The sequence below is a fragment of the Rheinheimera sp. ATLC3 genome, assembly GCF_059429535.1.
The window spans coordinates 563538-585957 of the sequence record NZ_CM182103.1; the positions used below are offsets into that span (position 1 = coordinate 563538).

The 22420-nt window shown below is 49.5% G+C and carries 19 protein-coding genes; 5 read left to right on the forward strand and 14 right to left on the reverse strand.

Features of this window, described 5'->3' with window-relative positions:
• Positions 1–19: 19 nt before the first annotated feature.
• The 4 genes from AC5SV9_RS02640 to AC5SV9_RS02655 all read right to left on the reverse strand — a co-directional run bounded on the left by AC5SV9_RS02640 (position 20) and on the right by AC5SV9_RS02655 (position 3545).
• The gene (locus AC5SV9_RS02640) at positions 20–478 is read right to left on the reverse strand and encodes a nuclear transport factor 2-like protein (RefSeq protein WP_475151854.1); all 459 of its coding nucleotides are present in this window, start codon (positions 476–478) and stop codon (positions 20–22) included.
• 240 nt (positions 479–718) lie between these two features.
• Positions 719–1300 carry a hypothetical protein gene (locus tag AC5SV9_RS02645; protein ID WP_475151856.1) on the reverse strand — a complete coding sequence of 194 codons (582 nt, stop codon included), beginning with the start codon at positions 1298–1300 and terminating at the stop codon, positions 719–721.
• A gap of 76 nt (positions 1301–1376) precedes the next feature.
• Complete coding sequence (locus tag AC5SV9_RS02650) at positions 1377–2555, reverse strand: ComEA family DNA-binding protein (protein WP_475151858.1); 1179 nt, start codon at positions 2553–2555, stop codon at positions 1377–1379.
• A 306-nt stretch (positions 2556–2861) separates the two neighbouring features.
• Positions 2862–3545, reverse strand: coding sequence for a tellurite resistance TerB family protein (locus AC5SV9_RS02655; RefSeq protein WP_475151862.1), 684 nt, complete (start codon positions 3543–3545; stop codon positions 2862–2864).
• A 153-nt stretch (positions 3546–3698) separates the two neighbouring features.
• Between AC5SV9_RS02655 and AC5SV9_RS02660 the strand changes: the two genes are divergently transcribed.
• Positions 3699–6956 carry a S41 family peptidase gene (locus AC5SV9_RS02660; RefSeq protein WP_475151864.1) on the forward strand — a complete coding sequence of 1086 codons (3258 nt, stop codon included), beginning with the start codon at positions 3699–3701 and terminating at the stop codon, positions 6954–6956.
• A gap of 197 nt (positions 6957–7153) precedes the next feature.
• Here AC5SV9_RS02660 and AC5SV9_RS02665 read toward each other — a convergent pair whose 3' ends face one another.
• The 3 genes from AC5SV9_RS02665 to AC5SV9_RS02675 form a co-directional block, all read right to left on the reverse strand.
• A complete protein-coding gene (locus AC5SV9_RS02665) occupies positions 7154–7615 on the reverse strand; it encodes an MgtC/SapB family protein (protein ID WP_226765713.1) in 462 nt (153 codons plus the stop codon).
• A 144-nt stretch (positions 7616–7759) separates the two neighbouring features.
• Positions 7760–8311 carry an NADPH-dependent FMN reductase gene (locus AC5SV9_RS02670; protein WP_273020636.1) on the reverse strand — a complete coding sequence of 184 codons (552 nt, stop codon included), beginning with the start codon at positions 8309–8311 and terminating at the stop codon, positions 7760–7762.
• Positions 8308–8748 carry a VOC family protein gene (locus AC5SV9_RS02675; RefSeq protein WP_273020634.1) on the reverse strand — a complete coding sequence of 147 codons (441 nt, stop codon included), beginning with the start codon at positions 8746–8748 and terminating at the stop codon, positions 8308–8310. The genes AC5SV9_RS02670 and AC5SV9_RS02675 overlap by 4 nt, the downstream gene beginning before the upstream one ends.
• A gap of 110 nt (positions 8749–8858) precedes the next feature.
• Here AC5SV9_RS02675 and soxR point away from each other — a divergent pair, with 110 nt between their 5' ends.
• The 4 genes from soxR (at position 8859) to AC5SV9_RS02695 (ending at position 13537) form a co-directional block, all read left to right on the forward strand.
• Complete coding sequence (gene soxR / locus AC5SV9_RS02680) at positions 8859–9347, forward strand: redox-sensitive transcriptional activator SoxR (protein WP_475151868.1); 489 nt, start codon at positions 8859–8861, stop codon at positions 9345–9347.
• Between the two features lie 168 nt (positions 9348–9515).
• Positions 9516–10604 carry a flavin reductase family protein gene (locus AC5SV9_RS02685; protein WP_475151871.1) on the forward strand — a complete coding sequence of 363 codons (1089 nt, stop codon included), beginning with the start codon at positions 9516–9518 and terminating at the stop codon, positions 10602–10604.
• 12 nt (positions 10605–10616) lie between these two features.
• Complete coding sequence (locus AC5SV9_RS02690) at positions 10617–11708, forward strand: fatty acid desaturase family protein (RefSeq protein WP_475151873.1); 1092 nt, start codon at positions 10617–10619, stop codon at positions 11706–11708.
• 83 nt (positions 11709–11791) lie between these two features.
• On the forward strand, positions 11792–13537 hold the full coding sequence (locus tag AC5SV9_RS02695; protein ID WP_475151875.1) for a DUF885 domain-containing protein: 1746 nt from the start codon (positions 11792–11794) through the stop codon (positions 13535–13537).
• 51 nt (positions 13538–13588) lie between these two features.
• On the opposite strand, the gene AC5SV9_RS02700 is transcribed toward AC5SV9_RS02695, so the two are convergent.
• The 7 genes from AC5SV9_RS02700 to AC5SV9_RS02730 all read right to left on the reverse strand — a co-directional run bounded on the left by AC5SV9_RS02700 (position 13589) and on the right by AC5SV9_RS02730 (position 22405).
• Entirely contained in the window at positions 13589–15211 is a 1623-nt protein-coding gene (locus AC5SV9_RS02700; RefSeq protein ID WP_475151877.1) for a methyl-accepting chemotaxis protein, read from the reverse strand.
• Between the two features lie 106 nt (positions 15212–15317).
• The gene (locus AC5SV9_RS02705) at positions 15318–16193 is read right to left on the reverse strand and encodes a DMT family transporter (protein WP_475151880.1); all 876 of its coding nucleotides are present in this window, start codon (positions 16191–16193) and stop codon (positions 15318–15320) included.
• Positions 16194–16570: 377 nt separating this feature from the next.
• The gene (locus tag AC5SV9_RS02710) at positions 16571–17062 is read right to left on the reverse strand and encodes a DUF4199 domain-containing protein (RefSeq protein ID WP_273020625.1); all 492 of its coding nucleotides are present in this window, start codon (positions 17060–17062) and stop codon (positions 16571–16573) included.
• Between the two features lie 111 nt (positions 17063–17173).
• The gene (locus AC5SV9_RS02715) at positions 17174–18427 is read right to left on the reverse strand and encodes a DUF2254 domain-containing protein (protein ID WP_475151883.1); all 1254 of its coding nucleotides are present in this window, start codon (positions 18425–18427) and stop codon (positions 17174–17176) included.
• Positions 18427–19530, reverse strand: a complete 1104-nt coding sequence (gene mnmH / locus AC5SV9_RS02720; protein WP_475151885.1) for a tRNA 2-selenouridine(34) synthase MnmH — start codon at positions 19528–19530, stop codon at positions 18427–18429. Before mnmH ends, AC5SV9_RS02715 begins: the two co-directional genes overlap by 1 nt.
• An 8-nt stretch (positions 19531–19538) precedes the next feature.
• Positions 19539–20579 (reverse strand): selenide, water dikinase SelD, encoded by a 1041-nt coding sequence (selD, locus tag AC5SV9_RS02725; protein ID WP_475151888.1) that lies wholly within the window; start codon positions 20577–20579, stop codon positions 19539–19541.
• Between the two features lie 116 nt (positions 20580–20695).
• Entirely contained in the window at positions 20696–22405 is a 1710-nt protein-coding gene (locus AC5SV9_RS02730; protein WP_475151891.1) for a M28 family metallopeptidase, read from the reverse strand.
• Positions 22406–22420 lie beyond the last annotated feature (15 nt).

A 22420-nucleotide genomic window follows, 5' to 3' on the forward strand; every position in this document is an offset into this window, starting at 1 on the left:
CACTGGCTTGTTGTTGCAGTTACTCACTGTAGCGGCGGATAACAGATACCTTGCCGTTTTCAAGTTCAAGTACATCCAGCGCGACTTTGCTGTAGCTAAATTCCGAGCCATCTGAGCGCTTACCCCTGGCTGAAAACTTATGTTTTAATGCAACAGCGTTATAACCGTACTGGTAGTCGATAAGTTCAGCCTTATATTCACTGTGCACACCAAGATAGCGGCTCATGCCTTTACGCATCAGGGCTTTACCGCCCGGCTCACGCGAATCATCGGGCGCATTGGGAAAATGCTGATTACCAACATCATCGGTAAGAAAAGATAAATAGTGTTCCAGGTCTTCTGCAGTCGCATCCGGCTGCTGCGTCTTTAAATGTGCGTCGTAATACGCTTTAACGAACGCATCGTAGTTAAAATCATCAGCTAACATACCGGGGCTGAACAATACCAGCCCTATTAAAGCAATAATCAACTTTTTCATTAAAACTCCTTTTTTTAATATTCAGCCATATAACGGCAGTTTTTTTCTCCGGGTCAACCGCCCGACTAATTACTTCATCGCTGCACAGATCAGCACAAGCCGAAAGCAAAATGGATATTAATGATAAAAATAGCACTCGCATGATCACCTAATGCTCAAATTTAGCGCCGAAAGCCGCGCAGGGGTTGAAGTCCAGGGCACACAGTGGGCGCTTTGGAGTACGTTTGTTATAAGACATGATTAAATATACAAACCATTTTTCTCTAAAACATCTCTGATTTTATCGCCATCTTGCAAAACGGTTTTATAAATCCATTTGTAGAAATACTGGCCGTTTTTAGCGACTACGTCTCTAGCTTTTTCTTGTCCAACAAGTGTGGTAAGTGCATCTAATTCCATTAAACAAACCGCCAAATGAAGATAAGTTGAAAATTCACTTCTGGCCCCTTCTGGGTAGCCTACTGGTACCTTTGGATAGAGTTTTTTTAGTGCTGATATTGTATTTTTAACCTGCTCTGTCCTAGAGTCTTCATACCAATGAATTTGTTCATGCAGCAATTGAGACAAGCCAGAAAGATCGGCATGTGGTCTGGAAGTTCCAAGCGTTAAAACAGGATGACTAAAAGGACTTGTTGTAGCCTCATCTATGACTATTTTTTCGGTGAACCACCATTTTTCCAGATCGTACTGCTCAATTAATCGCAATATCTGCGCTTTCTTTTCTTGCTCGGCCGCAGAATTATTTGCAAGTGAAATACTGACATCTTCCATTGCATGTAAATGGCAGCACCACATCAGAAAAATCCAAACTATGTATTTCAAAATCACCTCCTTGTTCTATCGCCCGCGTAATAGTCGCGAGCTTGCGAGCGTCCTAATTGGCGCGTTTGTTATACGCTTACTCATCAATAATAAACTCTTCTTTAGCTTTATTAATGGTCTTTGGACCCACACCGTTAATTTTGGAAAGAGACTTTATGTCTAAAGCGCCTTCTTTAATTCTATATTTGAAGATCTCTTTAGCTGTATTGCGGCTTATGGAAAGCAATGCTTCTAGCTCATCAATTGTAGCTGTATTGATATCTGGTTTTTCTGTGGCACCTGATACATCTCCTAAGTATTCCAGAATGTCAGCTATTACCAAGTAAGTATGAAAAACCGCCTTTGTCGCTTCTAACTGTCCAAGTTCAGCATGTACACCTTTATTGTTTAGCTTGTTAATTTTTTCCAACCATGAACCCAAGAAATCTACATGAGTTTTAGCTAAGGCTTTATTGCTATCAGATTCAATCGCTACATCCATAAAAGCCCAGATTCTGTTCACATACTGATTTTGGCCCAGAACTCTTCCATTTATTTTCTGCTCAGACGCTGGCTGCAATTTATCAGCGATACCTTCGAGGAGTCTTCTGCAAGTGGTTAGAGCCTGTGACCATTCTTCTTCCTTCGCAGAAGAAACAGATTTAAAGGCAAGCATTAACTGTTCCGCCAGAACAGGATCTAAATCTAGTAATTTGTCATCAACTTCGTTTTTGAGTAAGTCAAAACAATTACTAACGGTGCCAGAGAATTTTAATTGGTTAAACAGTCCCGATGCTAGCTGGTGCGCTTTTTTACGGACGTAGTTTATGTGGTTATTAAGATTATTTTTATAATAAGTTCCGTCATTTCCTCTCTTTGCTCGTACCAGATCAGCATATCGCTCTTCTACAAAGCCGATATTAACGTAACCACCACCACTTTCTGGATATTTTGCCGTTAGCTCTTCGGTTGTATAGTGAACTTCGGCTTTCAACCCGAGATTATCAATTTCTTTTTGATACTCCGCGAGTTCTTCTTGAACCTCTCTGGAATCATCTTCTACCATTACTACTAAAGTATCTACAAACCTTCTAAGTGCAGTTGCATACTTTTGCTCTCCTAATTGAATCAAGCACCAGAGCTGTATTTCTGCATTGTCCATGATCACAGAAGCCCTTGATATTTTTTGAATCGCGGAAAGTACAGATCCTTTCGGTGATTCAAGTTCTTTCAATGCTTCCTCTAGTAGGCGAAGAGATTCTTTCTGTTGTTTCATATTTCAATTCTCAGAAATAATGCGCTCGTATAGTAACTTTTTCAAAGTAGCTATCCCCGCAAGTTGCGTTTAACAGATCCCGCAAGTTCCAAAATTGAAACCAGTCTATGCCGCCAGTTAAATGTAAATCAACAATTTTTATTCTGTAGCGAAATTGATACTTGAGAATTGCGGGTATTGCACCCGCAAGTTGTTGTGGAAAAACTCAGGCTTAGCTACTGGCTGTTTAAACAGCGGCTAAGCCTGTTGTTAACGTGATAAGGATGGGAAAGAGTACAGCCATCGGTGAACCGGGTGTTTCTTTTGTCAAACAGCTGCTGCTTGTTTGGCTTGCTGCTCCAGCTCGGCTTTTAACGCCGGGTCCAGTTTTAACTGCCGCGCCAGTTCCGTGAGGTAACTGCGCTCCATAAAGTTCTCTTCATCCACCACCAGCACACTGGCCAGATACATCTCTGCTGCCATTTCAGGCGTGGCCGCGCTGCTGGCTATCTCTGCTGGGTCCAATGGCTTTTTCAGTTCGGCATCAAACCAGTGTTGCAGCGCATCGTCACTGGTAAGGCGGGCAATTTCATTGTCTATCAGTTGCCGCTCTTTGTCATCAATATGGCCGTCGGCTTTAGCGGCACCAATAATGGCGCGCAAAATAGCGTGGCTGTGCTGCTCCGCCTCCGGGGCCGGTAGCTGGTCTATAGTTTGCGGTTCACGCTGCGGCTCACGCTGCACAGCAGCACTGTTCTGTTGCTGCTGCCAGTTACTGTAAGCCTTATACGCCACTACGCCAAGTGCCGCTAAGCCGCCATAGGTCAATACTTTGCCACCGACTTTGCGGCCTTTTTTACTGCCCAGTAGCAGCCCCAGCGCACCGCCGGCCAGGGCGGCGCCCCCTTTGCCGGATAAAAAGCCCTTGGCTGCGCCAGTGTTGCTGCCCTGCCCTGATAACAACTCAGAACCTTGCTTAAACAACTGATCTAATAAACCTTTAGTATTCATTATTATCTCCGGTATTTTATATCTGGCTTTGAGACCCCTGGTGCAAAGAAAAATTCCACACTGACACGCTCTGTTACAACATCGCATTTTCCCCAGCTATAGCAATGTGCTTTACTTGTTCTCGATTCAGAACCATAACAACAGGGATCTTTTATGTTTAAACCACGTTACCTTGCCCTATTCTGTGCGCTGGCGACAGCGCCATTAATGGCTGCCGAGGGCACCGCCCTGCTGCGCCAGCCCGATTTATCAGCTAATCATTTAGCCTTTGTATACGGCGGTGATATCTGGCTGGCGGACAAAGATGGCAAAAACCCACGCCAGCTCACCAGCCATCCGGCCAGCGAGTTTGCGCCGCATTTCTCACCCGATGGCAAATGGATTGCTTACTCTGCCAGCTATGACAACAATACCGATGTCTATGTGATGCCTACTGCCGGCGGCGCAGCCACCCGGCTGACATTCCACCCCGGTGCCGACACAGTTAACGGCTGGAGCCCGGATGGTAAAAGCGTCATTTTTGCCTCTAACCGTGAAGTAGCTAACAGCCGCAGTAATCAGCTGTTCAGTGTGCCGGTAACGGGCGGTTTTGCTGAAAAACTGATGGAAGCCGTTGCCTTCGAAGGCGAGCTTAACAATGGCGGTAACAAACTGGCGTACCGGCCGAATAATATGGCCTACAGCGGCCCGAGTGGCTGGCGCCTGCATCGCGGCGGCAGTACACCACCGGTGTGGATTATCGATCTGGAAAAACAACAACTGGAGAAGATCCCGCACCCTAATGCCAATGAATTTAACCCATTCTGGCTGGATGACACGGTGTACTTTTTATCTGACCGCGATAACCAGGCGGTTAATTTATTTCGTTACCGTAACAAACAGGTGGAGCAACTGACACAAAGTAAAGACTGGGACTTACGCAGCGCAGCAGGCCATGGCGACAGCATAGTGTACGAAGCTGGCGGCTATTTACACCGCTATGATGTTGGCAGTGGTAAAAGCACACCTATTGTTGTCGATATAAAAATGCAATCAGCGCAAAAGCGGCCACAGTGGAAAGATGCCAGCAAAACCTTAACCCGCGCCGGTTTATCAGCCACCGGCCAACGTATCGTTGTCAGTGCCCGCGGTGATATTTTCACTGTACCGGTAAAAGATGGCAGCAGCCGCAACCTGACACAAAGCAGCGGCGTACGCGAGTTCGACGGCTTATGGAGCCCGGATGGCAGCAAAGTAGCCTATATATCCGATGCCGGCAATAAACACCAATTGGTGCTGGAGGCACAGGACGGCTTAAGCAAGCCACAAAGCTATGACTTGTCTGACAGTGGCTATTTTAACCTGCTGAGTTTCTCGCCGGACGGCAACCTGATTGCTTACCACGACAACCACCTGAACCTGTATGTGTTTAATTTAAGCACCAAGCGCAGCCAGAAAATCGACAGCTCGCAGCGCCGTGATGGCTTTAGCGTATCGTTTTCACCGGACAGCCGCTATCTGGCTTATACCGTAGCAGGCGCCAATTATTTTAGCCAAATCCGCTTGTTCGACTTCGCCAGCAATAAAGCCGTCAGTATTACCGATGGCATGAGCCACGCAGGTGACCCGGTGTTCACCCAGGACTACCTGTATTTTACCGCCTCGGTGAATACCGGCCCGTCTCAGGTTGGCCTGGATTTATCTACCCGCGAAAGGCCGGTGCGTAAAGCGATTTATGCCTATGTACTGTCAAGCGGGGGTAAGTCGCCGCTGTTGCCAAAAACGGGTGACGAGCCGGTGAAAAAAGCCGACAGCAAAGACAAAAAAGACAGTAAAGAAAAAGATGCCGACAAAACAGTTAAAGCAGTCGATATTGATTTAGCAGGCTTACAACAGCGTATTATTGCCCTGCCCGTTGCCGAGCGTAACTACGACACTTTGGCCGTAGCTGAAGATGGCGCACTGTTTTATCTGGAACATCCGCAGCCGGGCAGCAGCAATGAGCCACCAGGCAGGGATGAAGATAACAGCAGCACCTTGTATCGCTTTGACTTTGAAGAAAAAGAAGCTGAAGTGGTGAAACAGGGTATTGCCAACTACAACCTCAGCAGTGACGGCAAAAAACTGCTGTTGGTAAGTATGCCGAATAAACTGGAAGTGGGTGATGCGAAAACCAAGCCAGAAGCCAAAGCCGTATCGCTGGCAGAAGTGCGCAGCTTTATCGACCCGGCTCAGGAGTGGCAACAGATATTTAATGATGCCTGGCGTATGCAGAAAGAATATTTCTACGATGCCAATATGCACGGCATTGACTGGCAGGCAATATACGATAAGTACCAGCCACTGCTCAAACATGTACAACGGCGCGAAGACTTAAACGATGTACTGGTAGAAATGATTGCCGAACTGCAGGTTGGCCACAACCGTATTGGCGGTGGCGATGTGCACCAGGAAGGTTCGAGCAAAGCGGGTTTGCTGGGTGCCGATTTTACCATCAGCAATGGTAAGTATCAGTTTAAAACAGTGTATCAGGGGGACCGCTGGAGCCCGTTTTTACAGGCACCGTTAAATGTACCCGGTGCCAGTGCAAAAGCCGGCGACTACCTGCTGGCAGTGAACGGCAAGCCGCTTAGCAGCAACGATAACGTTTATGCGCTGCTGGATAACACCCTGGGTAAACAGGTTGTGCTGACTATCGCCGATGATGCCCGCGGTAAAAACCAGCGCAATATTGTGGTTGAGCCGGTAGCTAACGAGCGTGAACTGCGGCTGTGGCACTGGGTTGAACATAACCGTAAGCTGGTAAACGAAAAGACCGATGGCAAAGTCGCTTACGTTTACCTGCCGAACACCGCAGATGGCGGCTTTTACTTCTTCAACCGTATGTTCTTCGCCCAAACTGATAAACCGGCCGTCATTCTGGACGAGCGCAAAAACGGCGGTGGCCAGGCAGCGAATTACATCACCGAAATTCTTGGCCGACAGTTCCTGTCAGGCTGGAAAGACCGTGACGGTTTAGTGTTTACCACGCCGGGTGGTGGTATTTACGGCCCGAAAACCATGCTGATCGATCAGGATGCCGGCTCAGGCGGCGACTTCCTGCCGTGGGCGTTCAAACGCTTGAAGTTGGGTAAAACTATAGGTACCCGTACCTGGGGTGGCTTAATTGGTATTTCAGCTAACCCGCCGATGATTGACGGTGGTTTCCACGTTGTGCCGTTCTTCCGTTTTTATACACCGGATGGTGAATGGCGGGTAGAAAACGAAGGCGTAGCACCGGATATCGAGGTAGAACTGGATCCGATAGCGGTAAATAAAGGCATAGATGTACAGTTAGAACGCGCCATTACCCATACGCTGAACGAGCTTAAGGCCAATCCGCCAACTGACCACAGCAAAGCACCGGCCATGCCGAGCAAACTGGGGTTGTAAGCAGGTAACGAAGGACAAAACCGCTGCTATGCAGTAATGCTGTTCATTTAAGCAGAATCGGTTTGCCCTAAGCCAACCCTCTCAGCCCTGGACGGGCTGAGAGGAGTCCCCAGGGATTGGGTTTAAGGCGTGTTGGCGTGGGCAAACCGATGGCAGCAAGAAGCTTAACTGACTGCCATTATGTCAGGCAGCGGTTTTTATTTGTCCTCTGGCGGGCGGATCAAACTTTTCGCCGGCGTCATAATTCTGAGCGTGAAAAACGTTAACATACTTAAGATTAACGCTATCTCAAGCCGCCCGGTCGCGACAGACATACCGATAGCACCGGTTAACCATAATGCCGCCGCCGTTGCGGTACCAGAGACAAAACTTTCGCCTTTGACCATATTTTTTAAAATGGCGCCACCGCCGATAAAACCAATACCGGTAATGATCCCCTCCATTACCCGGGCTTCCGCATCGGTTGATGTCAGTACCTGCAGCCCCACCAGCATATAGCCACAGGCCGCAACAGCAACCAGCGGAAAGGTACGCAAACCTGCGGTGCGCTCGTGCTTTTCACGATCCCAGCCGATGGGCAATGCCAGCACAAACGCAATAATTAAATCGCGGATATGCAGCACGACGATGTTCCAGTCCAGATCAGGTATCAGTTCCATTTATACAGGCTACCGGTTTTCAATTGTCAGTAAAGCCAGCCTAACTGCCAGCAAGTGCATTTTCAAATATCATTTACCCGAGTATTAATGGCTTTATCAATCACCCATATTTATGTGCAGTTTTAAAAAGCCCAAACGCCGCTGTTAAGCGGCTTTGGCTTGTAAAATCTGTTGCTGTAAATTTAGCGCAGCGGTTTGCAGCTGGATAAATAGCGTTGCGTCTTTCAGTTGCTGATATTGGGTATCAAACACCTGGTAAAAATTCGCCACCGACACTGCCCCGCTAAGCTCTGCGCCCATAAAAGGTGCGGCTTTTACTGCTGCCTGTAGCACACTTTGCGCGCCCCCCGGGCCCGGGGCTGCCGCCAGAAACAGCGCTGGTTTATGCTGAAAAATACGTTTTTGGCTGCGCGAGGCCCAGTCATACAGGTTTTTAAAAGCCGCGGTAAAAGTACCGTTATGTTCGGCAAATGAGACGATAAGGCCATCTGCTGCCGCTATTTGCTGTAAAAATGCCTGCACCTGGGGCGGCGAACCAAGCTCAGCTTCACGCCGCTCACTGTATAGCGGTAACTCGTAGTCATCAATATTGAGTGTTGTCACCTGCGCTTGTGGCAGCAACTGCGCAACGCTAACGGCCAACTGCTGATTTATTGATTGCGGGTTATTGCTGGCAGCAAAAGCAAGAATTCTCATAGTACCTCCTGACGGGCTTTATCCTGATTTAAATTGCGCTGGGCGGGGATATCACTTAAATACTCAACAAACTCCACTTCGAAACCCGCCGGGTCGACAAAATAAATATTCTTCCGAAAAGGGTCATCAGCACCATTTTTAGCAATGCTAAAACCGGCGGCCTGCAAGCGGCTGATAACCGCATCCAGATTATTTGTCACATAGGCAAAGTGCGCAAAACCAACGCTGTGCCCGGCTAATTCGCGGTTAGCACCCTCACCGTGATCGCTTAGCGCTATGTAGTGATAGTCATCACCAAAATGCAGCCAGTTCCTCGGCTTACCATACCACTCGCCCTTGCCTTCATCGCGGATGCGCCAGTGCGGAAAAGCGGCGCGGTAAAATTTAAGCATGGCATCAAGATCGGACACCACCAGGTTTACATGCTCCAAATACATAAAAGTCTCCTCAGGCTTGCTTGAATTAGTTCGACAGGCAGGGTAAAACCTTAACCTAAGTTAAGGTAAAGTGTTTTTTACTAAAAAATTCAAAATACTGTGGAGAGCTTATGTCGGAAGCAACGTGGAGTGTCGGTCGGGTGGCTGAGCGCTGTGGCGTGAATGTCAGTACACTGCATTTTTATGAACAAAAAGGCTTAATAAAAAGCTGGCGCAATGCCGGTAACCAGCGCCGTTATAAACCTGATGTCTTGCGCCGTATTGCCGTAATTAAAGCGGCTCAGAAAGTGGGCATCAGCCTGGAAGACGTAAAACAGGCTTTTCTGTCGTTACCCGATAGCCGCACCCCAACCGTTGAAGACTGGCAACAGCTGTCACAGAACTGGCACACGATGCTTGATGCGCGTATTGCCTACATGCAAAAACTGCGCGACTACCTGACAGGCTGCATTGGCTGTGGCTGCCTGAGTATGACGAAGTGCCCGCTGTACAACCCGGATGACAAACTGGCCGCCGAAGGCACAGGTGCAGTGGTGCTGGATAATGAAGAAAAGCGGGTCCTGGCGCTGGCCTCAAACCTAACCAGCCAGAAAAAATAAACAACTGTTCGCTTAACCAAAGAATAACTACAACTGAGATTAATAATTTAACCATATTCTTCAAATAGATAAATAAGACGCCTTGAGCAGCATATTAATTTAACTGGCCATACCAGATATTTTAGTGTACAACTGTACGCTGAAATTAACCAAGCGGATTAATATGTAGTGAAAGCGTTATTAGCACGGTCATGGCGTGCGTTTTGTCTGATGCTGGGTAATCAGCCCAGCCTGACACGGTATTTGTTCCCCCTAATGCAATGGTTAAAACCGGGCTTTTTGCCCGGCCAATACCGTGCACAAATTGTCGCAATCGCATGGCAAACGGCTGACATGATTGAGCTGACACTGCAGCTGTCAAAGCGCTGGCCGGGCTTTGTGCCGGGGCAGCATATTAATATCACCTTAAAGCATAATGGCCGTTACCTGACCCGCCCTTTCAGTATTTGCTCAAGCTTTTCTTTGTGGCAAAGTCAGGGCCAGATTAGCTTGTGTTGCAAGCTAAGCCGGGAGGGTGAATTTACGCCACTACTGCCAGGGTTGACGAAAGGCCAGTGGCTCAGTATCAGCGCAGCACAAGGTGACTTTGTCTGGCAACAACCGGCACTGAGTACGGTTTTTATCGCTGCGGGCTCTGGCATTACGCCTGTCGCCTCGATGCTGCTTAGTCAGCGTCACTGGTTGTCAGCAGTGACATTGCACTACAGGGTGCGCGGCAATGAAAATGCGGCCTTGCTTGCCCCGCTGCAACAGCTGGCACAGCGCAACCCGCTGTTTAACCTGCAGCTATCAGACAGCCGGGTTGAAACAGCAGCCGAATTCAGTACCAGGCTGATGCAACAGCCGTTACAACGCGAATTTTATCTTTGCGGCCCGGCCATGTTTATGCAGCACATTACTACCAACCTGACTGCGCATGGCGTAAGCAGAGCACAGATCCACTGCGAACAGTTTGCGCCCTTATTGCAAAACGCCGCCCATGGCAGTGCAGAGGATGAAATTAACAGCACCTTTATTGTCGCAGGCCTTCCTAAGATGATGGCGCTGCCCCGTATGTTAAGCCTGTTACAAAGCGCTGAGCAGCAAGGGTTAGCCCCTGCTTTTGGCTGCCGCATGGGAGTGTGTTTCCAATGTGTGTGCGAAAAGGTGTCCGGCCAGGTGCGTGACATGCGCAGCGGCCAGTTAAGCGGCCATGGCCGTGAACAAATCCAGTTATGTATCAGCCAGCCCGTTACTGAGCTGGTGATTAAGCTTTAGCAGGCCTCCTAAATGAAACTGACAACCGAACAATTTGATGCATTAGCGCTTGAGTTGGATACGCTGAAATTGCAGGTAAAACAACAGATAGGCGAAGCCGATGCGCGCTATATCCGCCGTGTCTTGTTGTGCCAGCGCTTAGCTGCCATCAGTGGCCGCATATTAATGGTGCTGGGCTTTATCACGCCGTGGCTCTGGCTGGCGGGCGTGGTGCTTTTGGCATTGGCGAAAATTCTCGACAATATGGAAATTGGCCACAATGTGCTGCACGGCCAATATGACTGGATGAACGATCCGGTTTTACACTCTAAACGCTTTGAATGGGACATAGCCTGCGACGCTGGCTCGTGGCAACGTACCCATAACTTTGAGCACCACACCTACACCAATATCATCGGCAAAGACCGTGATTTTGGTTACGGCTTATTGCGCCTGAGTAACGACTTTCGCTGGCGGCTGCGTAACCTGTGGCAAGGTGGCACTTATCTGTTGCTAAGCATGCTGTTTCAATGGGGCGTGTCCTACCATGAGCTGGCGGCACAGCGGGTGTTTTTTGGCAAGAAAAAAGCCGGCCGCCATAGCCAGGTAACCGATAGCGAGCTAAAAAAAGCTTTTTTCGGTAAAGGCGCACGTCAGCTGATTAAAGACTACCTGTTTTTTCCGCTTATTGCTGGCCCGATGTGGTTATGGGTACTGGCCGGCAACGCTCTGGCTAACCTGATAAGAAACCTGTGGACATCGACCGTCATTTTCTGTGGCCACTTTACCCGCGATATCCATACCTTTAGTGCAGAAGCATGCGAAAACGAAAGCCGTGGCCAGTGGTATTACCGCCAGATGCTGGGTTCATCCAACTTTACCGGCCCAACCTGGCTGCATATACTGACCGGCCACTTAAGCTGCCAGATTGAACATCACCTGTTTCCGGATATTCCCGCAAGACACTACCCGGCCCTGGCAACCCAGGTGCAGGCGATTGCTGCGCGCTTTAACATTCCTTACAACACCGGCAGTTTTTTGCGCCAGTACGGCACAGTGTTCTGGCGTATCCTGCGCTACTCACTGCCAGGGGGCAAAGCCAGTACCCGCCCGGCTTATTTATAACAACACTTTACCTGCAAACATGGCCGGGACTTACCCGGCTGTGATATAACAGCCCACAATCTGTAACCCACTGTGGCCTGACGATGAACCTGACAATAACACCTACCCTACGATTAAGCCTTACAGTTTTACTGTTTGGCCTGAGCCAGCAAAATGCCTTCGCCGAAAGTGCCGGACAACAGCTGGATAGTCTGCTTAGCGAGCACTGGCAACAAGCCAATAAAGAACAAATCTTCTTTCGCAAAGACCCGGACACCTTTCGCATGAATGGCAAATTGCCGGATGTGTCTGCCGCGGGGCGTGAAAGACGTGAGCAGTTTAACCTGCAAATGCTAAAGCGGCTTGAAGGAATTAATGAGCGCGAACTGTCTGAAGCGGATAAAGTCACGCTGCGGTTATTCCGCTACGAGCGGCAAACCGAAGCGCAAAGCTACAAGCAATTTGATCATCTGTTTCCTATGCAGGCGTACGCTGGCTATCACAGCTATTTTGCCGCGGCACCGGACAATATGTCGTTTTTAACCCAGGCAGATTACGACAACTACCTTATCAGCCTGGCCGACTTCCCACGCTACAACCAGCAGCATATGGATGATCTGAAACAAGCCATCGCTAAAGGCTACACCCACTATTGTGAAAGCTTTAAAAGTTACGATAAAACCATTAGCCAGCACATCGTCGACAACGTCAGCGACAGCGTGTTTTATGCACCACTGTCACGCCAACCGGCGCAGTTTAGCCCACAGCAACAACGCTATTACACCGAGCAAGGCAGCAAACTGATTAAAGACACCGTGATCCCAGAATACAAAAAGCTGTATCAGTTTTTTACCCAGCAATACATGCCGGCTTGCCGTAAGCAGGTTGGTATTACCCAACTGGAAGATGGCGCGGCGTACTATCAGTACCTGATTAACTTTTATACCACCACCAGTATGACGCCGGAGCAAATTCATCAACTGGGGCTTAATGAAGTAAAACGCATCCGCAGCGAAATGGACACCATTATTAAGCAGGTTGGTTTTGACGGCAGCTTTGCTGAATTTGTCAGTTTTTTACGCACCGACCCGCAATTTTACGCCAGCTCAGGCCAGCAACTGATGGAAAAAGCCGCCTTTATCACACGTAAAATGGCCGGCCAGCTGCCCAAATGGTTTAACACCCTGCCCCGCAACACTTTTGACATTAAAGCCAGCCCCAGCGGCGGTGCTTACTACGTGGCGTCTGATGGTAGCGGCACCACATCAGGCACCTATTTTATCGGCGCCAATGATGTCAGAAGCGAGCCGCTGTACAATTTAGAAGCGCTGACCTTTCATGAAGCCGAACCCGGGCATCATCTGCAAAGCGCACTGGCACAGGAGATGGACATACCAGAGTTTCGTAAAACCCTGTACCACAGCGCTTATGGTGAAGGTTGGGGGCTGTACGCCGAAAGTCTGGGTAAAGAAATGGGCTTTTATCAGGACCCTTACAGCGATTTCGGCCGTTTAACTTATGAAGCCTGGCGGGCTTGCCGTTTAGTGGTAGATACCGGTATGCATGCACTGGGCTGGAGCCGCCAGCAGGCGATAGATTATCTGGCAGCCAATACGGCGTTGACCATGGTTGAGGTTGAAGCGCAGATAGACCGCTACATTACCTGGCCGGCACAGGCGTTATCGTACAAAATTGGTGAGATAAAAATCCGTCAGCTACGCACCCAGGCTGAGCAGCAGTTAGGTGATAAATTTGATATCCGCGCCTTTCATGATCAGGTTCTGAAAAATGGCAGCCTGCCGCTGGACCTACTGGAGCAGTTGACGCTGGAGTGGATAGCCGGACAATAAAAGCGCAAACCGCAGCCAGTGCTTCACTGGCTGCGGTAACGCTATAAGATGTCAAACCCGGAACTTACTTACCAACTCATTTAATTGTTCTGCCAGGCGCGCTAACTCGGCGCTCGACGCTTGGGTTTCATTTGCCCCTTCCGCCGTTTGTAGGGATAACTCACGGATATTCAGTAAGCCTCTGTCGACTTCCCTGGCAACCGTCGCCTGTTGCTCGGCAGCACTGGCAACAGTAAGGTTCTGTCCGTTAATTTGCCCCAGCGCGCTCGCAATTTCAGTGAAGGCATTGCCTGCAGCATCAGAATCCTGCCGGGTTTTCGTAGCAACATTACTACTGCTGGCCATTGACTCAACAGTTTGCTTCGTTTCTGCCTGCACTGACAGAATCATTTTCTCAATTTCTTTGGTTGAGTCTTGAGTGCGGTGTGCCAAAGCCCGCACTTCATCTGCTACAACTGCAAACCCTCTGCCGCTTTCGCCCGCCCGTGCAGCTTCAATAGCGGCATTCAGTGCCAATAAATTGGTTTGATCTGCAATAGCACGAATGACATCCAACACCGTCCCTATGCTGCTAACCCGTTCTACCAGATGAGCTACACCTTGTTGCGCTTGTTGTAAATCACTTTCAAGCGTACGAATTGACCCCACTGCAACATCTACCCGCTGTTTCCCCTGTTTTGCTTCATCATCCGCCATTGATGAATTGCGTGATGTTTCAAGTGCATTGCGGGCAACATCCTCTATCGCCGTCGTGAGCTCAGTCACGGCGGTAACGGCCATATCCAGCTCGGTGCTTTGCTGATGCAACGTACGGGAGGATTGCTCGGTTACAACACTAAGCTCTTCCGATGTTGCCGCCAACTGCGAAGAGGAATGACTAATTTCATGGATCGTCTGACGTAGTTGTTTCTGCATTCTGGCCATAGCGCGAATCATTTCGCCGGCTTCATCGGGTTCCTGATCATCGAACTGCTGAGTCAAATCCCCCTCAGCGATTCGCTGGCTAATCAGCACGGCATTGTTCATTGGTTGCGTAAGGCTGCGACTAAAGAAAAATGCTAAAACAGCACCAAACACAATCGCCAGAATAATGACAGTAATCATGCTGGTATTTGCCAGTAAGATACTTTTTTGGGCGCTATCAGCTTGGGTTTCTGCGGTGTTTTTCTGATATAGCGCCAGCTCTGCTAATGCTTGGGTCATATTTGCCGAAAGCTGTTCAAACCCCTGTTCACGGAATTGTAATGCTTCGTCAAGATTTCCGTCACGGATTAGCTGCAATAACTGTTTATGTAAATTGTCATAGGCCTGACGGGCAGCCACAACTTTGTCGAAAACTGCTTTTCCGGCTGCTGTTTTATGGAATTCTGATGCTTTTTCAGAAAGCTGTAGATAATCATTTTGCACTGACGCTAACGCTTGTTCGAGATTGTGACGCTCTGCACTGGTCTTCGCAATCAACATGCTGAGTGTTGTTAGACGGATAGACATAAATTCACGATTCATTTCCGCGACTAACATTGTCGCAGGTAATCGTCGGTCTGCGATGTTATCAATGTTGCTTTGAGTTTCAGCAAATCTTACCATAGCTACCACGCCAACAATGACGCTAACCAGAACCAGTATGCCGAAAGAAAGCGATAGTCTTTTTCCTACTTTTAATTTGCGTAACATCTGCTGCGACTCTCCCAATTACCATCACCGTTAAACTTTGATATCCAGTATAGCGACCATATATTAGAAAAACTTAAATTTCACTATTCAGATTATGGGAATATTTTTAACTTCTATGCTGCCACAACAGATATAAGCCACTTAACATGATGACACCCGCACCAATTAAGGTAGAAAGTTGTGGGTAAAGCTGCCACAACACTATGTCAAAACCAATCCCCCATAGCAGTGCCAGATATTCAAATGGTGCAACGATGGCCGCAGGTGCCACTTTAAACGCTTCGGTAACGGCCAGCTGGCCACCAAAGCCGGTGACGCCAATCAGTACGAAACTCAGCCATAACTCACTGCGAAGTGGCTGCCAGTCAGGCCAGGCTAACACGCCGGCGCCAATCGACAATAACGTCATCAACCAGAACACCATATTGCCGGTGCCTTCGCGCCGACCAAGAATACGCACGGTAATCGCTGACACGGCATAACAAAATGCCGCCAGCAGCGCCATCAGTGCGCCAAGGCTTAGCAGCTTATCGCTATCGGGCTTTAGCATATAAGTTACGGTCAAAAGGCCAAGTGCAATGGCCACCCAATGCCTGGGCGCGACATATTCTTTCAGCCAGAAAGCCGACATCGCTGTAATTAGCAGCGGGGCGGTAAAAAAGATAGTGTAGGCTTCTGCCAGTGCCAGGCTTTGCAGGCTGAACACAAAAGCCCATAACATGGTAACCCCAAGCACAGCGCGCAATAAATGTAAGCTCCAGCGTGTATTGAGCAGGGTTTTATGTCGCCCGGTGCTCAGTAGCCACGCCACCACCAAAGGCCAGGCCAAAGCGCCGCGCAAGCAGGCTATTTGCATGGCGCTGTAATACGGGGTTAACGACTTCATTGCCGCATCCATCGCAGCAAACAGCGCCACGGCCAGCACCATACACAAAATACCGCGTAGCGGTTTATCAGCCGAAGAGACAGAAGGTAAAGACATTGAGCGAAAGCACCAGCGATAAGGGTGCGCTATTGTACAGCCGGCAACAGCATCCGGCAGCAGTAAAATGCATCTTATGCTGCAAAATAGCCAGCACTGGCAATTGTGCTATTCAAGAAAACATTTTTCAGATATCACTTTGTAAATGATTACGGTAATAAAACAGACTGAAACCGGGTGCGTCACAAAAGCCACGGCACTTAGCGCATCGGGTTCGCATTGAGTTCTTATTACTGAACAGGAAACGAAATCAAGCACGAATGTTGAACACACCGACAGGGTAGCAATCAGCAGATAGTTATAGGGGGATTTCAGCTTAACTGCAAAGGCGACAAACAATATAACAACCACTGGTATACCAAGGGTTATTAATAACATCATCCGGCGGCCTGGCTCTTAGTTCGCAGGAAAAATGCCACTATCACAGAAGTCAGAATGCCCATAATGGCAGCGCCAATCATGCTTTGCAGGATATAGTTACCTAAGCTGAAATATTCCGCAGCTTGTTCTGCTGTCATCATGTTTTGGGAAACCGCATAAGCCTGCACGTTTAGAAAATACTCCGGCGTAATCACCTTGTGGGTAAGCCACTGTGCCAGCGGGCTTAGCAATACCACCACCAGTGTGATCAGCAGGCCCGCACGCATACCCTGTTTCCAGTCCATGTTGCCTTTGTAATCGCGCTGCTTTTTTTGCCTCAGTGCCAGCACATAAATAAGTATTGCCGGTATCGCAAACAGGTTAGTGTAAGTAGCATGCTGTGCGATGTGCCGGCCATGTAAACCTGCTAATTGCTCACCCCACATCCACAGCAGCATTACGGCAGTAAAAATAATACCCCAGCGTATTTCGGTCAGATATTTATTCATAAGGTGTTGATGTTATTAGCTCAGATAACGAAATACTATAGCCGGTTTATCCGGCTTTGCCAGCCCTTCTACCCGGGTGATAACAGCCCTTACTGCAGCGTCAGCCCAATGTTAACTGTCTTGCAATTGCTGGTGCAGTTTCACCAGGATCTTAATATCTTCGCTGTAGGCCATAGCATGTTCTGCTCTGGCCAGGGCTGCTGCAGAGTGACGCTGGCAATGTGGTTTAAAATCGGTATTTATCTGGCTAAGGGCAATAAAACTTTTTTGCAGCCGGATTTGAATTTCCAGCATTGCTGCCCCGTCACGCGCAATAGGTGTGTAAAAGTCATCAAATAAATCCGTCAGGCTTAGGCCAAGCTGCCATACATGAGGATAATCTATCTGGGCTTTATCATCTTGCGGGCTTTGCCAGTTGGTCAGCACCCGGGTGCCACGGCCGATAATTTCAATAGCCGTACCGGGGTCATTCACTGCCGGTGACAGCGCTTTTGACGCTATCTCTGCTAACACCAGTAAACCAAAGCGCGGGTCCTGATCAAAGGTACGAAAGTCTTCGATAGTAAAAGCCGCCAACAGCTCATTGTAACCAAGGTTAGCATCTGCGCCGTCAACCCATAACAGCGGCCGGTGTGGGTCAATAAAAACGCCCGCCCGCACGACCACATACACCTTGCAGCTGTGTTGCTCAGCCCATTTATTAATCGCTTTTATATCAATATGCTGGATATAACCAATACGTTCTGTTTGCACCGCTTTGGCGCCATCAGGGATCTGGCTCAGGCTTCTCAGCGGGTTAGCATTTAACCACGGGCATTTAGTAAAAGCGGTTAATGCCGCGTAGGCTTCGTCTTCTACTTTACGTGCAGTCTCCCCCACCCGGCCAAGCCCGGATAAATGATTGATCCACACTAATATGGTAACGACGATCAGTACGATCACCAGGATAGTGGTCAAAAACAGTACCACTTTGCCCTGCTTGTTATAAAGCTCAGTGTTAAGCAAAATAATACTGACAATGCTGAATAAAAATGAGCCGACAAAGGTAGCCAGAGCATTATGCGTGGTGGTGTCTTCCATAAGCAGCCGGGTAGCCCGTGGCGACACGCTATTGGTAGAGGCACTAAACGCCGCTATCATCACGCTGAGCGAAAAGGTGGTAACGGTCAGCATGCTGGAGGCCAGTATGGTCAGAATTTTCTCTGCCGCGCCGGCGCCGATAATATCGGACAGCGATTCCGGGATAAACGGCTGTACAGCGATAGCCACCATCGCCGAAATCAGCGCCAGCACGGCAAATGAAACCGTCCGCACCCACAACTTACGGCTCAGTTTTAACAATTGCCAGCCCCACTTCGATACCATCAGTCTATCCTTTTATTGTTGCTGTACCACCAGTCTGCCAGCGCCGGTGCACTGCCCTGCATCAATACCGGCAAAGCCCTTTTCTGCAGTTGATAGCGGTACATAGGGTCATAGTAATCCGTTAGCAAAGCGCTGATCCACACCCGGTGTAAACTGGTATCGCCACTGCATTGCTGTTCGGCCAATGCCTGCAGCAGCAGTGCCCGTAACTCACTGTACAAAGCCCCGCCAAGGCGTTTACTGATGCGCGCCAACCCCTGTTGCAGCATAGCACTTAGCACGCTGAATGCCGTTTCAGCATGGTGTTTGCTGGCTTTTGCCAAAACATCAGTGACGTAGTCATGCAGTATAACTTCGATGCGTTTTTCCAACGGTTCTTCAAGTAATAGCGCCGGGCTTTGCTGCATGGCCTGATATAAGCGATGCGGAATACTGCGCTGACCGATCAGCAGGCTTTCATCTTCCAGTAACAGATAATCTGCCTTCAGCTCACGCACCTGCAAAATAGCCGCGGCCAGCTCATTTTCAAACTGCACCTGAGGCGGCTGTGGTGTCAATTGCTGGCCAAAAGCAGAACCGCGATGATTCGCTAACCCTTCCAGATCAAGCATTTTCAACTGCTGCAACAAGCGGGTTTTACCACTGCCTGCCGGCCCCGCCAGCAATAGCAAGGGCTGCGACGCTGCCTGGTCAATGACCTGCAGCGCGGCATGGCGCAGTGCTTTAAAGCCGCCCTTAACTCGCGGATATACCACCCCCTGCTCTGCCAGCCATTGCTGCACAATTTGCGAGCGCAGGCCACCACGGGCGCAGTACAAAATGCCGTCAGGGTGCTGCAGTGTAAAATCCAGCCAGGCTTCAATACGTTGCTGCTTTAGCATACCGCTGACCAGCTGATGCCCAAGGGCAATAGCGGATTGCTGCCCGTGTTGTTTGTAACAGGTGCCGACCGCTGCGCGCTCGGCGTCGTTCATCAGTGGCAAATTGACGGTGCGGTTAAATGCGCCCTTGCCAAACTCGACGGGGGCACGCACATCAAGCAGCGGCAACTGCAGCCGCAGAATGTGCTGATAATCGTCAACTAACGGAAAATGCTCTGCCATAAAGTGCGTTAACGCACCCTGACCAGATGGCCTTTGCGTGCAGCTTTCAGCTCACCAATGGGCGCTAAGGTTAAATCGTACGCAACGGCCAGATGAATAAGTGCATCTTCCGCCTTAGCATTAACCGCAATCAGCAAGCCGCCGCTGGTTTGCGGATCGCATAATAATGCCTGCTGCGCCTCGGTTAATGGCGATACTTTGCCACCATAACTGGCAAAATTACGCGCACTGCCTCCCGGCACACAACCCCTGGCAATATAATCGCTGACATATGGCAGCACCGGTATTGTCTGGCTGTCCAGATCAGCACTCAGCCCACTGCCTTCACACATTTCAATCAAGTGCCCAAGCAAGCCAAAACCGGTAACATCCGTCATGGCGTTTACACCATCCAGCCGGGCAATATCGGCACCAATACGGTTAAGCTGCACCATGGTGTCACGCGCTATGTCGCTGTGGTTGTGCTGTAACTTCTTCTGTTTTTGCGCGGTCGTTAAAATACCAATGCCGAGCGGCTTGGTCAGATATAACCTGTCACCGGCTTTGGCCGTGTTATTACGTTTTAAATAGTTGATATCTACCCGCCCGGTGACCGCCAGGCCAAATATCGGTTCAGGGGTATCAATGCTGTGGCCACCGGCCAGCACAATGCCAGCGTCTTTGCAGGTATGGCGCGCACCTTCAAGCACCTGTTGTGCTAACTCAGGCGGTAACCTGTTAACAGGCCAACCCAAAATAGCGATCGCCAGCAAAGGCTTGCCGCCCATGGCATAAATATCGCTAATAGCATTGGTAGCCGCAATACGGCCAAAATCGAAGGCATCATCAACGATAGGCATAAAGAAATCGGTGGTACTGAGAATGGCTGTGCCATCGCCTAAATCATAAGCTGCAGCATCATCTTTGCTGCTATTGCCTATCAGCAAACCGGGGTCTGAAAATGTCAGGCTGGATTGCAGAATTTTATCCAGCACCTGAGGTGATATTTTACAGCCACAGCCTGCGCCGTGGCTGTATTCAGTTAACTTAATGGCAGAAAGATCAATCATAGTCACGCTTAGCGAACACCTAATAGCGCCAACATAACCAAAGCACTGCCAGATAACAAGTGTTGTTCAGATAAGCCAAACTACACGCCACGGTACAACTGTGGCGTAAAACGCAATTAAGGTTTTGAGCTCAGCGACTTATCGCGCACCGCTTTAAATTCTTTCCCTTCAAGCCAGTTTGGCCAGCTATTGTTGTTCGCCAGTTCATTACCTACCTGAAAATACAGAAACAGGTCCTGCTGGGCGCCACGTAAGTCCCAGGCCGGGTCAAACTCATCCGTCACCTTATGGTAATAATCACTGACATAGCGCTGGCGCTGCTTCAGCCCCCAGTCTTTACCATGCTCAAAGCTATCGATGCCGCCGCGGGCATACAGCATAGGCACACCTTTTTTCGCCAGGTTAAAGTGATCAGAGCGGTAGTAAAAACCATCCTGCGGTGTGGGTTCCGGTGCTATATAGCGGTTTTGCGCTTTAGCGTAACGGCTAAGTACAGGTTCAAGCTCTGAGCTGCCGTAACCAAATACCATCACATCGCGCATCGGGCCATAGACGTTAATCACATCCATATTAATGCCGGCTACGGTTTTATTTAAATCAAACAGTGGGTTATTGGCATACCAGGCAGAACCTAACAAACCACGCTCTTCCACCGTTACCGCTAAAAACGCTACCGAGCGTTTTGGAGCCGGGCCGGCTTTAAACTGCTCTGCCAGTGCTAACAGGGCGGCAACACCACCGGCGTTATCCTGGGCGCCGTTAAAAATTTTGTCGTCAGGCCGGCTGAAATCGAGGCCGAAATGATCCCAGTGCGCCATATAGATCACGGCTTCATCTGGCTGCTCTGTGCCTTCGATATAACCAATGACGTTGTTCGACGTCAGCTGGCGCAGGTTATTACTAATGCTGATAGAAGCGCGCTGTTTAAACCTGATCGGCTGAAACTCTTTGCTCAGCGCCTGCTGCCGCAGCTTCGCCAGCGAAGTGCCGTTTTGTGCAAACAGCTGTTCTGCCGCCTGCAGCGACAACCAGCCTTCTACCTGAGCTTTGTGCATATTTTTGTGCTCGGCAGCCAGTTCAAACCGGATCGGCGATGTACCGGCGACGACATTCCAGCCGTAGCTGGCCGCATCGGTTTCGTGCACGATAAGCGCCATAGCCGCGCCCTGACGCGCCGCCTCTTCGTATTTGTACGTCCAGCGGCCGTAGTACGTCATGGCGTTGCCGGTAAACAGTGCCGGGTCTTGCGTGGCATACCCCGGATCGTTCACCAGGATCACCACCGTTTTACCTTTTACGTCCAGGCCGGCGTAGTCGTTCCAGTTATACTCCGGTGCGACAATACCGTAACCGACAAACACCACCTCGCTGTCAGCTACATCAATTTGCTTTTGCATGCGGGTAGACCAGGCCATCATATCGGTTTTATACGTCAGACTACTGCTGGCGCCTTTGCTGTCAGTCAGCGTTAACGCCGATACCTTAACCGGGTCAATTTGCATCACCGGCACTGGCTGGCGGTAACTGCCGTCTTTATACGGCGTTAAGCCGATACGGGCAAACTGCTGCTCCAGATAGCGTACGGTGTTTTCTTCCCCCTGAGTCGCAGGTGCCCGCCCCTGCATTTCATCTGAGGCAATGCGCTGAAAGTATGTGGAGAAATTACGGCTAAATTCGGTTTGTACCAGGTCCGTCTGCGCGGCAGATTGATTAGCACTGCTATCTGCCGGCGCAGCGGCTTGGTGATTAACACAAGATGCCAGCAGCAAACTGGCGGCAACTGAAGCCGTCGCTGCTGCAAAGCGGTAAGTAAATTGTCGTCTCATCAGGTTTCCTTGCTA

Excerpts from the sequence above, each read along its gene's own strand:
- AC5SV9_RS02640 (WP_475151854.1), bottom strand. The coding sequence starts at position 478 with ATGAAAAAGTTGATTATTGCTTTAATAGGGCTGGTATTGTTCAGCCCC.
- AC5SV9_RS02650 (WP_475151858.1), bottom strand. The coding sequence starts at position 2,555 with ATGAAACAACAGAAAGAATCTCTTCGCCTACTAGAGGAAGCATTGAAA.
- AC5SV9_RS02655 (WP_475151862.1), bottom strand. The coding sequence starts at position 3,545 with ATGAATACTAAAGGTTTATTAGATCAGTTGTTTAAGCAAGGTTCTGAG.
- AC5SV9_RS02660 (WP_475151864.1), top strand. The coding sequence starts at position 3,699 with ATGTTTAAACCACGTTACCTTGCCCTATTCTGTGCGCTGGCGACAGCG.
- AC5SV9_RS02665 (WP_226765713.1), bottom strand. The coding sequence starts at position 7,615 with ATGGAACTGATACCTGATCTGGACTGGAACATCGTCGTGCTGCATATC.
- AC5SV9_RS02670 (WP_273020636.1), bottom strand. The coding sequence starts at position 8,311 with ATGAGAATTCTTGCTTTTGCTGCCAGCAATAACCCGCAATCAATAAAT.
- AC5SV9_RS02675 (WP_273020634.1), bottom strand. The coding sequence starts at position 8,748 with ATGTATTTGGAGCATGTAAACCTGGTGGTGTCCGATCTTGATGCCATG.
- soxR (WP_475151868.1), top strand. The coding sequence starts at position 8,859 with ATGTCGGAAGCAACGTGGAGTGTCGGTCGGGTGGCTGAGCGCTGTGGC.
- AC5SV9_RS02690 (WP_475151873.1), top strand. The coding sequence starts at position 10,617 with ATGAAACTGACAACCGAACAATTTGATGCATTAGCGCTTGAGTTGGAT.
- AC5SV9_RS02695 (WP_475151875.1), top strand. The coding sequence starts at position 11,792 with ATGAACCTGACAATAACACCTACCCTACGATTAAGCCTTACAGTTTTA.
- AC5SV9_RS02700 (WP_475151877.1), bottom strand. The coding sequence starts at position 15,211 with ATGTTACGCAAATTAAAAGTAGGAAAAAGACTATCGCTTTCTTTCGGC.
- AC5SV9_RS02705 (WP_475151880.1), bottom strand. The coding sequence starts at position 16,193 with ATGTCTTTACCTTCTGTCTCTTCGGCTGATAAACCGCTACGCGGTATT.
- AC5SV9_RS02710 (WP_273020625.1), bottom strand. The coding sequence starts at position 17,062 with ATGAATAAATATCTGACCGAAATACGCTGGGGTATTATTTTTACTGCC.
- AC5SV9_RS02715 (WP_475151883.1), bottom strand. The coding sequence starts at position 18,427 with ATGGTATCGAAGTGGGGCTGGCAATTGTTAAAACTGAGCCGTAAGTTG.
- mnmH (WP_475151885.1), bottom strand. The coding sequence starts at position 19,530 with ATGGCAGAGCATTTTCCGTTAGTTGACGATTATCAGCACATTCTGCGG.
- selD (WP_475151888.1), bottom strand. The coding sequence starts at position 20,579 with ATGATTGATCTTTCTGCCATTAAGTTAACTGAATACAGCCACGGCGCA.
- AC5SV9_RS02730 (WP_475151891.1), bottom strand. The coding sequence starts at position 22,405 with ATGAGACGACAATTTACTTACCGCTTTGCAGCAGCGACGGCTTCAGTT.